This window comes from Pseudomonas sp. SST3, from assembly GCF_003325755.1.
In genome coordinates, this window is sequence record NZ_QORI02000014.1 from 73,896 (window position 1) to 86,124 (window position 12,229).

The 12,229-nt window shown below is 62.8% G+C and carries 14 protein-coding genes; 9 read left to right on the top strand and 5 right to left on the bottom strand.

What is annotated here, in order from left to right:
• Positions 1-117: 117 nt before the first annotated feature.
• From phnE to DQ405_RS15530, 4 genes are all read right to left on the bottom strand, one after another.
• Entirely contained in the window at positions 118-885 is a 768-nt protein-coding gene (phnE, locus tag DQ405_RS15515) for a phosphonate ABC transporter, permease protein PhnE (RefSeq protein ID WP_168425048.1), read from the bottom strand.
• A complete protein-coding gene (locus DQ405_RS15520) occupies positions 882-1,715 on the bottom strand; it encodes a PhnE/PtxC family ABC transporter permease (RefSeq protein ID WP_168425049.1) in 834 nt (277 codons plus the stop codon). The genes phnE and DQ405_RS15520 overlap by 4 nt, the downstream gene beginning before the upstream one ends.
• Entirely contained in the window at positions 1,709-2,569 is an 861-nt protein-coding gene (locus DQ405_RS15525; RefSeq protein ID WP_168425050.1) for a phosphonate ABC transporter ATP-binding protein, read from the bottom strand. The genes DQ405_RS15520 and DQ405_RS15525 overlap by 7 nt, the downstream gene beginning before the upstream one ends.
• A gap of 136 nt (positions 2,570-2,705) precedes the next feature.
• The gene (locus DQ405_RS15530; RefSeq protein ID WP_168425051.1) at positions 2,706-3,557 is read right to left on the bottom strand and encodes a putative selenate ABC transporter substrate-binding protein; all 852 of its coding nucleotides are present in this window, start codon (positions 3,555-3,557) and stop codon (positions 2,706-2,708) included.
• Positions 3,558-3,957: 400 nt separating this feature from the next.
• Between DQ405_RS15530 and DQ405_RS15535 the strand changes: the two genes are divergently transcribed.
• From DQ405_RS15535 to DQ405_RS15575, 9 genes are all read left to right on the top strand, one after another.
• The gene (locus tag DQ405_RS15535) at positions 3,958-4,245 is read left to right on the top strand and encodes a hypothetical protein (RefSeq protein ID WP_168425052.1); all 288 of its coding nucleotides are present in this window, start codon (positions 3,958-3,960) and stop codon (positions 4,243-4,245) included.
• A 142-nt stretch (positions 4,246-4,387) separates the two neighbouring features.
• Complete coding sequence (locus DQ405_RS15540; RefSeq protein WP_168425053.1) at positions 4,388-4,696, top strand: hypothetical protein; 309 nt, start codon at positions 4,388-4,390, stop codon at positions 4,694-4,696.
• A gap of 115 nt (positions 4,697-4,811) precedes the next feature.
• Positions 4,812-5,867, top strand: a complete 1,056-nt coding sequence (locus DQ405_RS15545; RefSeq protein ID WP_168425054.1) for a M4 family metallopeptidase — start codon at positions 4,812-4,814, stop codon at positions 5,865-5,867.
• Positions 5,868-5,876: 9 nt separating this feature from the next.
• Positions 5,877-6,200: a protealysin inhibitor emfourin gene (locus DQ405_RS15550; RefSeq protein WP_168425055.1), complete on the top strand. Its 324-nt coding sequence runs from the start codon at positions 5,877-5,879 to the stop codon at positions 6,198-6,200.
• Between the two features lie 68 nt (positions 6,201-6,268).
• On the top strand, positions 6,269-7,156 hold the full coding sequence (locus DQ405_RS15555; protein WP_168425056.1) for an NAD(P)-dependent oxidoreductase: 888 nt from the start codon (positions 6,269-6,271) through the stop codon (positions 7,154-7,156).
• Positions 7,153-7,935: a hydroxypyruvate isomerase family protein gene (locus DQ405_RS15560; RefSeq protein ID WP_168425057.1), complete on the top strand. Its 783-nt coding sequence runs from the start codon at positions 7,153-7,155 to the stop codon at positions 7,933-7,935. Before DQ405_RS15555 ends, DQ405_RS15560 begins: the two co-directional genes overlap by 4 nt.
• A gap of 127 nt (positions 7,936-8,062) precedes the next feature.
• Positions 8,063-9,409 carry a spinster family MFS transporter gene (locus tag DQ405_RS15565; protein WP_168425058.1) on the top strand — a complete coding sequence of 449 codons (1,347 nt, stop codon included), beginning with the start codon at positions 8,063-8,065 and terminating at the stop codon, positions 9,407-9,409.
• Positions 9,410-9,544: 135 nt separating this feature from the next.
• Positions 9,545-10,810 carry an Hsp70 family protein gene (locus DQ405_RS15570; protein ID WP_168425059.1) on the top strand — a complete coding sequence of 422 codons (1,266 nt, stop codon included), beginning with the start codon at positions 9,545-9,547 and terminating at the stop codon, positions 10,808-10,810.
• 45 nt (positions 10,811-10,855) lie between these two features.
• Positions 10,856-11,752 (top strand): CHAD domain-containing protein, encoded by an 897-nt coding sequence (locus tag DQ405_RS15575; protein ID WP_168425060.1) that lies wholly within the window; start codon positions 10,856-10,858, stop codon positions 11,750-11,752.
• Between the two features lie 21 nt (positions 11,753-11,773).
• Here DQ405_RS15575 and DQ405_RS15580 read toward each other — a convergent pair whose 3' ends face one another.
• Positions 11,774-12,187 carry a DUF6306 domain-containing protein gene (locus DQ405_RS15580; RefSeq protein WP_168425061.1) on the bottom strand — a complete coding sequence of 138 codons (414 nt, stop codon included), beginning with the start codon at positions 12,185-12,187 and terminating at the stop codon, positions 11,774-11,776.
• Positions 12,188-12,229: the final 42 nt, after the last annotated feature.

Below are 12,229 nucleotides of genomic sequence, written 5' to 3' on the forward strand. Positions count from 1 at the left end.
ACCTGGAAAAATGATGCACGAAACCTGGCACTCAATCAGTCTCTAATGATATCAATCTGATATCACGCATAATCGGCGACGAAGGCCGCCAAAGTCAACGCCGCTGGTCTGCTGCGGTCAGCCACGCACCCAGCGCATCCGTGCCCAGCCACTCAAAGCATCGACCGCCAGCACCATCAGCAGCATGGCCAGAATCACCGTCGAGGCCTGGGCTTCCTGGAAGAGGCTCAGGCTCATGTAGAGCATCTGCCCCAGACCGCCGGCGCCGACGAAGCCGAGCACGCTGGCCATGCGGATGTTGTTCTCCCAGCGATACAGGGTGTAGGCCAGCAGCTGTGGCCAGATGACGGGCAGGGTGCCGTAGCAGAACGCGCTGATGCGATTGCTACCTGAAAGACGCAGCGCTTCGGCCGGGCCGCTTGGCGTGTTTTCCAGGGTTTCGGCAAATAGCCTCCCCAGCACCCCGGCAGTGTGTAGCGCCAGCGCCAGGGTTCCGGCATTCGGCCCCAAACCAGCCGCCAGGACCATCAACGCGGCCCAAACCAGCTCGGGGATGGCGCGCAATGCGTTGAGCACCAGCCGCGAGCTGGCCATGGCAATAATGCCGACGCGTCCTGACGCCGGTAATGCGAGCGACAATCCGAGCAGCGCGGCCAATAGCGTGCCGATCGCCGACATCGCCAGCGTTTCCAGAGCGCCGTAGCCGACCGCTCGCAAATGATTGGCTGAAAGATCAGGACTGAGGAAGCTCGAAGCGTAATCGGCCATCTGCCTACCGCCGTCACGGCTGAATAGTGCGCTGGCCTCGAATTGCAGAAAGGCGAACGAACCGATCACGGCCGCGATCAGTAACAACGGCAACGCATAGCGCGATAGCGACTTCACACGAATCTCCGGCGCAACGTCTGGCTGATCAGGTCGGCCATCAGCACCAGCGCCAGGAAGGTCAGCAGCATGCTCGCGACTTCACCGCCGGCGAACATGCGCATCGAGAGATCCATCTGCTGACCCAGCCCGCCCGCGCCGACGAAACCCATCACCACCGAGGCGCGCACCGCACATTCCCAACGATAAACGGTATAGGACAGCATCTCGCCCGTGGCCTGTGGCAGCACACCATAGGCGAGGGCCTGCAGTCGTGAGCTGCCGGCGCCTAGCAGGGCGCGGGTGGGCAGCGGATCGACCGACTCGAAAATCTCCGCATAGACTTTGCCGAGCATGCCGGCATAAGTAATGGCAATGGCCAGCACGCCGGCGGTCGGCCCAAGCCCCACCGCACGCACGAACAGCAACGCCCAGACGATCTCCGGCACGCTGCGCAGCACGATCAGCAGTCCACGCACCGGCCAACGCGCTGCCTGCGACCACCACCTCGGGCGGCCGGCGCGGCTGAGTGCCGAGATCGACAGGGCCCGCGTAGCCAGCAGGGCACAGGGCAGGGCCACGACCAGCGCCAGCGCCATGCCAGCAGTTGCGATGGCGAGCGTCTCCAGCGTGGCGCGCCCCAGCAGCGCGAGAAAGGCCTGGTTGTGCGCGGGCGGCCAGAAACCGGAGAGGAATACACCCATGGTTTCGGCGTTGCTGCCATCGAACAGCACGCCCAGGTCCAGTTCGCTCAGTGACAGGCCCGGCCATAGCAGAGCCAGCGCCAGCAGCGTCGTCATCAGGCGCGGGCCGGCGGCCGGGTCGCGTTGCGTGAGGGTCGGATTTAGCATCGCGGAATGTGCAGGGACTGGCCTGGCAAGGGCAGCGAGGCCTGCTCGTTTTCCAGCTGCTCGTTCGCATAGAGCGCTTCGAGCTCGGCTGCTGTCACCGCTGCCGAGGCTTTATCGAATAGGATACGGCCGGCACGAACTCCGATGACCCGCGGAAAATGTTCCAGTGCCAGATCCACGGCATGCAGGCTGGCCAGCAATGTCACCTGACGCTGCACGGCTTCGCGATTGAGTACGTTCAGCGAGTACGCGGCAAGCACCGGGTCCATCGCCGACACTGGTTCGTCCGCGAGAATCAGCTCGGGCTGCTGATAGAGCACCCGGGCGATACCGACGCGCTGCAGCTGTCCGCCGGATAGCTGATCGCAGCGCATATAGAGTTTGTCGGCGAGGTCCAGCCGGCCGAGGGCTTCGGCTGCGCCTTGTTTGTCCAGTGGATAGACCAGGCTGGCGAGACTGCGCCCCAGCGACCAACGGCCCAGCTGCCCGGCGAGCACCGCCGTGACGACCCGTTGCCGGGGCGGAAGCGGTGGCGCTTGGTGAATCAGGCCGATGCGCTTGCGTAATCTCTGGCGCGCGCCAGTGGATAGCGACCATGGCGTACAGCCGAGCAATTCCAGGTGCCCGATGCTTGGTTGGATGTGGCTGGCCAGCAGGCGCAACAGCGTGGTCTTGCCAGCCCCGGACGGGCCGATGATCGCGACTCGCTCGCCTTGCCCGATTTCCAGCTCGATGTCCTGCAGTGCTGCCTGTCCGCCCGGATGGCTATGACACAGGCCGGACAACCGCACGCATGATGCCGGCGCGGGTGCCCTGCGGATATCCGGTGGGAGAAAGGTGATCGAACTGCTCATCGTGACTACCTGGCTTCGCCTCACAGGCACAGCTGCCTGTGCGTCGCCATGAGGGTTTAGGCGCGGACGGCTGGGCGCAGAGGCCGAGCCGTGACGGTTCTGGCTGCACCGATCGCTGGCGACCGAGTGCGAAGGGTTACTTCAGCAGGCCAGCGGCGCGCGCGGCGTCCTCGATTCCTTCGTAGTTTTCCGGGCGGGTTTCGATGAAGCGGCTGGCCGCCTGCAGGTCGAGAATTTTCTTGTGCTCCCGGTTCTTCGGGTCCAGCGCGAGGAAGGCGGCTTTGATCTTGCTCACCAGCGCAGGGTCGAGGTCGCCACGCACCGTCCAGTTGTAGTCGTAATAGGGTGGGGTGGTGTCGATGACACGCACTTTGCTCGTATCCACTTTCCCGGCCTCGACCAGCTTGTCCCACACCGAAGCGTTGAGTACGCCACCGTCGGCTTTGCCGGCCTGGACCCAGGCTGCCGTGGCGTCGTGGGCACCGGAGTAGGCGATGCGCTTGAAGAACTGCTCGGGATCGATGCCGTCCCTGATCATGAAGTAGCGCGGCATCAGGCTGCCTGACGTCGAGGACACGGAGCCGAAGGCGAAGGTTTTGCCCTTGAGGTCCTGCAGCGTCTCGACTTCTGGGTCGGCGGTAATGAATTTGCTGGTGAACTTCTCGTCCTGCTCACGCTGCACCAGCGGAATGGCATCGCCGGTCTTCAGTCGGGTTTGGACGAAGGTAAACCCACCGAGCCAGGCGAGGTCTATGCGGTCTGCGGCAATGGATTCCACCACGGCGGCGTAATCGGAGACCGGGGTGAATTTCACCGGCATGCCCAGCGCTTTTTCAAGGTACTGGCCCAGCGGTTCGAACTTGCGGATCAGCTCGGTCGGCGCTTCGTCGGGAATAGCCGAGACACGAAGGACCTCGGCGGCATGTGCGGTGACAAAAGACAGGGATACAGCAAGGCCGGCAACGGCTGCCAGGGTGCACTTCAACATTGTGGTTCTCCGGTTCAATAGCGGAAAAAGCGCGCGAATTATAGAGGCAGAGGGGCGCGCTGGTGCAAGTCGCGTGGCGCTGATGCCTGATTTGTTGCGGGTCGCAAGCCGCTTCGGATTGTCGAGCCGGTACGGTTAGTGAGGTCAGTTACCCATCGAAACATGAATGATGGCACTGTGACATATCATGCTCTGCCCGCATCGATTAGAATTCGGCGCCTTCCGAGGACGGCGTCGGGATTGACGGAATCAGGGGATGAAAAGCGTAAGCGTCATGCACTGCTAACGCGCCCCGGCGAGCAGCTGGCTCTTGTGCGGTGCGGTGCGCGACTGAGCAACCACCACGCAATAGGCAGCATTGAGGGACCAGCGAAGATTGATCTGCCTAAGGACCGGAACCATGACCGATGCACGTCCCGAGCGCCGCGTAAATCATGTATTGCGCCGACATATCGACTGTCTGCTCGATTCGGGCGGGACGCTGACCGGTCGCTGCCCGATCACGGTAACGATCAAAGCCTGCACGCTCACAGAGCGAAATGGCGTGCTGTTCAGCGAAAGTGGGCTTCGAGACCTGGTGGCGGCCATCGCTAGCCATGTTTGGCCTACTCCCCATCTGCGTTACATAGCCATCGATATCTGTCTACGGCAGCTGGGACAGCCCATCGAACCGCGCAAGGACCGCTAGACGCACGCGACTGGAGTGTCTTGTAGTTGGCCAACAGGACGGTTTGCTGAATCGCCTGAGTGCTAGCGTTGGCGAAAGTCTTTTGTGATTCAGTTCACGGCTGAACTAGAATTACCGGCCCAACGGACGGTGGCCTATTGCTATGGAACAGCAACAAGACAAACGCACGCTCCATTTTCTTCGAAAACACATCGATGAACTGTTTGCCGACGGAGCGACAGTGGTCGCGCGGGACCCGGTGACCCTGCTGTACAAAGGCCAGACACTGGGAATCAAGCAGGGAATGCTCGTTGGCTATTCCGGTCTGCTCGATCTCATCGAAGTGATTTCCGACGATGAATGGCGGGACGCTCAGCATCAACTTTACGTTGCAGAGCCGGACGAGCCCAGCCCAGCGCTTGAGGGGCCGTCCGCGCCCGAGGGTACGAGGCGCCCGATAAGCGATAGCTAAACCAACCGCCTTCTATCCCTGCGAATAAATATCCAGGCGAAGAAACGCAGCGGACAGGAGCGGATCAGAGAAATATGGGTGCGTCCTGCATCCCTATTTTGAAAGGGGGCTCTCCATGCTCGATCAGGCGTCGTGCAAAGGCTTCATTCCGCCTTATATCCTCAAGCACATCATCGATAATGGCTCGGAGCATCAGCGTGAGCGGGCCTTGGGCACGCTCGCTCACGTGCGCCACCTGTTGCCCAATCCGGGGCCGCCCAACCGCCAGCCAACACCGAGCGTGCTGCCCGAGCGCGGTCGGCCGGGGGAACCGCGGCGCAGCATTCACGATGCTCAGCAGCAGATGGTGCTGCCGGGTGCGCTGGCACGGATCGAAGGCCAGCCGCCGATTGCTGACCCGGCGGTTGACGAGGCCTACGACGCCCTCGGTAAGACTCATGAGTTCTTCTGGCAGGTGTTCGGTCGAGACTCGATCGACGGTCACGGCTTTCCGCTAATCGGGACGGTGCACTACGGCGTGGAGTACGAGAACGCGTTCTGGAACGGCGCACAGATGGTCTTCGGCGATGGTGACGGCGAGATTTTCAATCGCTTTACCCTGTCGCTGGACGTCGTGGCCCATGAGCTGGCCCATGGCATTACCGAAAGCGAGGCCGGGCTGGTCTACTTCAACCAGTCCGGTGCCTTGAACGAGTCGATGTCCGACGTTTTCGGCGTACTGGTCCGACAGTTCAGTCTCAAGCAGGCGGCGGACCAGGCCGACTGGCTCATCGGCGCCGAGTTGCTGACCGACAAGGTGCAGGGCGCCGCACTGCGCTCGATGGCCAATCCGGGCAGCGCCTATGACGATCCGTTGCTGGGCAAAGATCCGCAGCCCGGGCACATGCGCGACTTCATCGACACCCGCGACGACAACGGTGGCGTGCACCTGAACTCTGGCATACCCAACCGCGCGTTCTACCTGGCAGCCACGGCTGTTGACGGCTACGCCTGGGAAAAGACCGGCCGTATCTGGTACGACACCCTGTGTGATCGTCGTCTGGCCAACGATGCGGATTTCGCCGCGTTTGCTCAGCTCACGCTGGATAACGCGGCGACACGCTTTGGCGCTGGGAAGGAGGCGCAGTCGGTACATCAGGCCTGGATCGATGTTGGCGTATTGGAGAACTGAGGAGGTTTCATGAGACAGCTACCGCCATTGGGCAAGGACGCCGTCGTCCGCCTGTCGCGGCAGGGCGGCTTTGCAGCGATGCAGGCGCTCAGTCGGCCACGCGAGATCGACTTCGCCAGTTGCAACGAACAGCAGCGAGTGCAGATATGTTCCGTGCTGGAGGGCTGTCTGCCGCTAGCGACGGGCGCCAGCGGGGAGGGCGATCGCCGCTTTTATCAGATCGAGCTGCGCTATCGAGAGAACGAGCACGACGACGAATTGGTTCTGCAGATTCCCGAGGAGCAGGCACCCGGCGAGCTTGTGCTGCTCTGGGACAAAGGCGAGGTGCTCTGAGCGCGACTTGGCCGCCGCCGCGACAGCGGCGCTAGAATCGTTGCACCTGCCTTCGAGGAGCCTTCTTCATGTCTGAATTGCCATCCATTGCCTTCGCCGGTATCGGCCTGATGGGCCTGCGTATGTGCCGCCGGTTGCTTGCTGCCGGCTTTCCATTGACGGTCTGGAACCGCTCGCCCGACAAGTGCGCGCCGCTGGTCGAGGCCGGCGCGCGGCAAGTGAACACACCGGCCGAGCTCTGTGCTGCAGCTGATGTGGTGCTGTTGTGCCTGGCCGATACCGCGGTGGTGCGTGAGGTGGTGTTCGGCCCTGACGGTGTCGTCGAGGGCGCGCGGGCGGGGCAGGTGCTGGTCGACCATTCCAGTCTGGAGCCGGCCGCCACACGTGCCATGGCGATCGAACTGGAATCGCGTAGCGGCATGCGCTGGGTTGACGCGCCGGTATCCGGGGGTACGGCCGGCGCCGAGGCGGGGAGTCTGGCAATCATGGCCGGTGGGCGTGGCGAAGATGTTGAGCGGGTGCGACCGGTATTGGCGCACCTGGGCCAGCGACTGACCCATATGGGTGATGTCGGTGCCGGCCAGGTGACCAAGGCCTGCAACCAGATGATCGTGGCCTGCAACGCGCTGGTTATCGCCGAAGTAGTGGCGCTGGCCGAGCGCTCCGGTGTTGATGCCAGCCTGATCGCGCCGGCACTGGCCGGTGGTTTCGCTGATTCCAAACCGCTGCAGATTCTTGCGCCGCAAATGGCCCGCAGCGAATTCGAACCGGTCAAATGGCATGTGCGAACCCTGCTCAAGGACCTCGACACCGCGGTTCAGCTGTCCCGTGAAGAGGGCAGCGCCACGCCGATGACTGGCCTGGCCGCGCAACTGATGCGCCTGCACGGCAGTCAGGGCCATCTCGAGAATGATCCCGCGACGCTGGTGAAGATGTTCCGGGAGCAAAGCCGATGAAGATTGCCGCCAACCTGTCCATGTTGTTCAGCGAACTGCCCCTCGACCAGCGCATCATGGCTGCCCGCGTGGCCGGATTCGAGGGTGTGGAGATCCAGTTTCCCTACGAACTACCGGCGATCCGTCTCAAGGAATTGCTTGAGCGCGCCGGCCTGCCGCTGGCGCTGATCAACCTGCCAGCCGGTGACTTTATGCAAGGTGGCCCAGGTCTGGCCGCGGTGCCCGCCCGCCAGAAAGCCTTCGATGCAGCCTTGCAGGAAGCGCTGACCTACGCCGCCATGGCGCGGCCGGCGTGTGTCAATGTACTGCCGGGTCGATTAGCTGAAGGCGTCACTCGCGACGAAGCGTTGGAAAGCCTCGCCGGCAATCTGCGCAAGAGCGCGGAGGCCTTCGCGCCGCTCGGGGTGCGAGTGGTGTGCGAGGCGATCAATCCGCTGGATATGCCGGGTTTCCTCGTCAACACACCCGAGCATTTGCAGGCATTGCTGGGGCTGGTCGATCACCCGAACTGCCAGGCTCAGCTGGATCTTTACCACATGGCTCGGCAAGAGCTGGACATCGCCGCCGGCATCCGGCTGTTGGGCTCGCGCATTGGGCATGTGCAGTTTGCCGATTACCCTGGCCGCGGTGCGCCCGGTACCGGTTCGGTAGCGTTCGGCCCTCTGCTCGATGTGTTGCGGGCGGTGGGCTATGACGGCTGGCTGGCGGCCGAGTATAGACCCGACGGTGCGGATACGAACGCCAGTCTGGGCTGGCTGGAGGGATGGTTACAGCGCTGAATGGTCGCATCGTCCTGCATAAGCGCAGATGATGGTGACAGACAGGCGCGCGAATGAACTCTAGAGTTGGTTCCCGAGGATCGGTCGGGATACGGCCGGGGCATAACAATAAAACGAGAGCGATGTCATGCAGCCATCCACCCAAGCCGCTAACGCCTGGCGCGTCCTGTTCCTGCTGTTTCTGGCCAACCTGTTCAACTTCTTCGATCGCACCATACCGGCAATCATCGCCGAGCCGATTCGCCTGGAATGGAACCTCAACGACTTCCAGCTGGGCCTGATCGGCACCGCCTTCACCATCATCTACGCGATCGCGGGAGTTCCGCTGGGGCGAATGGCTGATCTCGGCTCGCGCCGCAAGATCATGGGGTGGGGGCTGACCGCCTGGAGTGGGCTGACGGCCGTCAACGGGCTGGCCTGGAATTTCTGGAGCTTTTTGCTGGTGCGCATGGGTATCGGTATCGGCGAGGCCAGTTATGCGCCGGCCGCCAACTCGCTAATCGGCGACCTGTTTCCGGCAAACAAGCGCGCACAGGCGATGGGTATCTTCATGCTTGGCTTGCCGCTTGGGCTGCTGCTGGCCTTCTTCACCATCGGCTCGATGGTCGAATACTTCGGTAGCTGGCGTGCGCCGTTCTTCATCGCTGCAGTGCCTGGGCTCGTGCTGGCGCTGTTCATTTTCTTCGTCAAGGAACCCCAGCGCGGCGCGGCCGAGACGGTAAAGGTCTCACAGGAACCCGTGCAGCAGCCGGTGCGCAAGGTGCTGGCGATTCGCACCTTCTGGTGGCTGGTGCTGGCTGGGCTGGCGTTCAACTTCGCAACCTACGCCTGCAATGCATTCATGGTGCCGTTGCTGATGCGCTATCACGCCGTGCCGCTGGTCGAAGCATCGATCGCCACCGGCGTGATCGTCGGGCTGACCGGTCTGATCGGGCTGACCCTCGGCGGCTGGGTTGCCGACCAGATCCACCAACGCTTCGCCCGTGGTCGGCTGATTTTCGCCGCTATCAGCATGGCCATCGCCACCCTCGCGACCGGCTATGCGCTGCTCGCCGGGCGGATCGAGGTCGGTGTGTTCGTTGCTGTGTTCAGCATCGGCTGGTTGTTCTCCTACAACTTCTATACCTGCGTCTATACGGCCATTCAGGACGTGGTCGAGCCGCGCCTGCGCGCCACTGCGATGGCATTGTTCTTCGCCGGCCTATACCTGCTCGGCGGTGGCATGGGCACGGTGGTGGTAGGGCTGTTGTCTGATCATTTTGCCGAAGCCGCAATGCTCGCTGCTGGCGCCAGCGAGATGAGCGAGTTGTTCCGCGCAGAGGGTCTGCACGGCGCCATGTACCTGATTCCGGCCTCGTTGCTGCTGACCATGGTGTTCCTGTTCCAGGCCTCGCGCACCTTCTGTCACGACTCCAAGCGCATGACCGACGGTATGACTGACTCCGCCGCGGCTGCCGAGACGGCGCTGGCCTGACCAACACCAGCCAGGCGTCGCAGCGGCAACGCGGCACCTGGCTCGGCTTGAACCGCATCAAAACGACGATTGACCGACATTTGCCTGCTGGCTCGCATAAACTGCGCGGCCGTTTTTTGGCAGTCCGGACCGTTCATGCACAATCCGTCACCCGCCCGCGCCTGCGGCATCGATTTCGGTACCTCCAATTCCACCGTCGGCTGGTGGCGACCCGTCAGCGAGCCGCTGATCGCGCTCGAGGACGATCAGCACACCCTGCCATCGGTGGTGTTCTTCAACGCCGAGGAGCGGCGTCCTGTCTATGGGCGTCTGGCTCTGTCCGAATACCTTGAAGGTTACGAGGGGCGGCTGATGCGCTCGCTCAAGAGCCTGCTGGGCTCCAAGCTGTTGAAGAGCGAAACGACGGTGCTGGGCAGCGCGATGCCGTTCAAGGAAATCCTCGGGCTGTTCCTTGGGACGCTCAAGCAACGTGCCGAAACCAGTGCGGGTCGTGCCTTCGACGAGGTGGTGCTGGGCCGTCCGGTGTTTTTCGTCGATGATGATCCTCAGGCGGACAGGGAAGCGGCGGATACGCTGGCCGCGGCGGCAAGAAAGATCGGCTTCAAGGACGTGTCGTTCCAATACGAGCCCATCGCCGCGGCGTTCGACTACGAGTCGCGCATCGAGCAGGAAGAGCGGGTGCTGATCGTCGATATCGGCGGCGGTACCTCGGACTTCTCGCTGGTGCGGTTGTCACCGCAACGCCGTCATATCGATGATCGCCAGGAAGACATCCTCGCCACGTCGGGCGTGCACATAGGCGGCACCGATTTCGACAAGCAGCTCAGCCTGCAGGGCGTGATGCCGCTGTTCGGCTATGGTAGCCGGATGAAAAGCGATGCGCCGATGCCCACCAGCACGCACCTCAACCTTGCTACCTGGCACACCATCAACGCGGTGTACGCGCCGGCCTCGCTGCGCGCGCTGCAAAGCATGCGCTACGACATCGTCGACCCCACCGGGATTGATCGCCTGTTCAGCCTTATTGAACAACGCGCGGGGCATTGGCTGGCGATGCAGGTGGAGCACGGCAAGATCGAACTGACCGAGCAGGACCGTCATGCCATCGACTTCGCGCGAATTGAGGCTGGTCTGCAGGCGAGCCTGACCCGCGACGGCTTTGAAACGGCCATCGATCCGCTTCTCGAACGAATCCGAGGTAATGTCAGTCAATTGCTGGCCAGTGCCGGACTCAAGCCCGAGGACATCGATACGGTGTTCTTCACGGGTGGCTCCAGTGCGATTCCGGCGCTGCGCCAGAGCGTCGCCAGGCTGCTGCCAAGGGCACGCCATGTCGAAGGCAACCGTTTCGGAAGTATCGGCAGTGGCTTGGCCATCGAGGCGAAGAAACGCTACGGTTGATTTCCTGAGCGCCTGCATGGCGCTCGGGCCTGCCCGGGAGTCGTCATGAGCTACAAGCTGCGTCCAAAGAACCCCGCCGCCGAGGTGCGCAAGGTCGCTCGGCAGCGCATCGACAAGGCCATCGAGGCGCTGGGTGTTCCGCCCGCGGAGCGCGGCGAAGGGGTGCATAAGGCGCGCAAGCGCTTCAAGGAGCTGCGTGCGTTGCTGCGTCTGGTGCGCGAGCCGTTGGGCGATGAGTTCAAACACGAGAATCGACGGGTTCGCGATCTTGGCCGGATGCTGGCCGAATCGCGCGATGCCACCGCCATGCTGGAAAGCTGGGATCTGCTGATGCAGCGCTTTGCCGAGCGGCTCGGCGAACCTGCTTCCAAGCAGACACGGCAGCGCTTGCAGGCCAGTGCTCGGCAGGCAGAGGGCAACGCCGCCGACCTGGACGACCGCATCGCGCAGGCCGTCTCGGAGCTACACGCCGTCAAGGCCAGCATCGACAGTTGGCCGCTGGACGCCACGGGCTTCGGGCTGCTGGCCGCCGGGGTAGAGCGCACCTATGCCGATGGCGCGGCCGAACTGGCGAAGGTCAGATCGGAACCGAGCGATGAGCAGTTTCATGAATGGCGCAAGCGGGTCAAGGATCACTGGTATCAGGCGCAGCTGCTGACACCCAGCTGGCCCATGCTGATGCGGCTGCGCGCTGACTCGCTCAAGCGCTTGGCTGATTTGCTCGGCGATGACCATGATCTGGCGATGATGCAGTACTTGCTGCGGGAGCAGCCGCAACTCTTCGGTGATCAGCCCGTGCTCGAAAGACTCGGCCCAGCGATCGCCGAACGCCGCAGCGAACTGCAGCGTGCAGCACTGGGGCTGGGTGATGAACTCTATCGCGAGGCACCCAGGGATCTGGCGGCGCGCTGGCGACGTTACTGGGACGCGGCGGAGCACTGACCCGCGGCGCTGCAGCGCTGATCAGGCGGCTTGGCTGTTGATCTCGTGGATCTCCAGCATCTTTTCCAATTCGGTGCGGATGAAAGCGTCTTCGCAGCCCGGCAGGTACTCACGCAGCTTGCGGATCACCCACTGCTGGCCTTTATCGACGAATGGCAGGCGCTCCTCCAGTGATTCGATCGCCATGGCCTTGCCATAGAACGCACCGGTCTCGCGATTGGGTTCGATGCCCAGGTGGTTAAGGCAGTTGAGTACTAGCCTGCAGCTATCGACTTCACCCTGGCGGATCTGTTCGAGCTGCTTCCGCTGAGCCGGGTCATCGCATTGTTGCAGGCTCTCACCAGCAACCTTGGCGCCGGCGCGCTCGGCACTCAGCAGGTCCTGGAGCAGTTTCGCTTCGCCTTCGGCCGTGTTCAGGTGGTTCTGGTCACTCATGCTCGATCTCCTGGCAGCGGGAAATGGCGCACGGCTCGAGAG

Excerpts from the sequence above, each read along its gene's own strand:
- DQ405_RS15520 (WP_168425049.1), bottom strand. The coding sequence starts at position 1,715 with ATGCTAAATCCGACCCTCACGCAACGCGACCCGGCCGCCGGCCCGCGC.
- DQ405_RS15525 (WP_168425050.1), bottom strand. The coding sequence starts at position 2,569 with ATGAGCAGTTCGATCACCTTTCTCCCACCGGATATCCGCAGGGCACCC.
- DQ405_RS15530 (WP_168425051.1), bottom strand. The coding sequence starts at position 3,557 with ATGTTGAAGTGCACCCTGGCAGCCGTTGCCGGCCTTGCTGTATCCCTG.
- DQ405_RS15535 (WP_168425052.1), top strand. The coding sequence starts at position 3,958 with ATGACCGATGCACGTCCCGAGCGCCGCGTAAATCATGTATTGCGCCGA.
- DQ405_RS15540 (WP_168425053.1), top strand. The coding sequence starts at position 4,388 with ATGGAACAGCAACAAGACAAACGCACGCTCCATTTTCTTCGAAAACAC.
- DQ405_RS15545 (WP_168425054.1), top strand. The coding sequence starts at position 4,812 with ATGCTCGATCAGGCGTCGTGCAAAGGCTTCATTCCGCCTTATATCCTC.
- DQ405_RS15550 (WP_168425055.1), top strand. The coding sequence starts at position 5,877 with ATGAGACAGCTACCGCCATTGGGCAAGGACGCCGTCGTCCGCCTGTCG.
- DQ405_RS15555 (WP_168425056.1), top strand. The coding sequence starts at position 6,269 with ATGTCTGAATTGCCATCCATTGCCTTCGCCGGTATCGGCCTGATGGGC.
- DQ405_RS15560 (WP_168425057.1), top strand. The coding sequence starts at position 7,153 with ATGAAGATTGCCGCCAACCTGTCCATGTTGTTCAGCGAACTGCCCCTC.
- DQ405_RS15565 (WP_168425058.1), top strand. The coding sequence starts at position 8,063 with ATGCAGCCATCCACCCAAGCCGCTAACGCCTGGCGCGTCCTGTTCCTG.
- DQ405_RS15570 (WP_168425059.1), top strand. The coding sequence starts at position 9,545 with ATGCACAATCCGTCACCCGCCCGCGCCTGCGGCATCGATTTCGGTACC.
- DQ405_RS15575 (WP_168425060.1), top strand. The coding sequence starts at position 10,856 with ATGAGCTACAAGCTGCGTCCAAAGAACCCCGCCGCCGAGGTGCGCAAG.
- DQ405_RS15580 (WP_168425061.1), bottom strand. The coding sequence starts at position 12,187 with ATGAGTGACCAGAACCACCTGAACACGGCCGAAGGCGAAGCGAAACTG.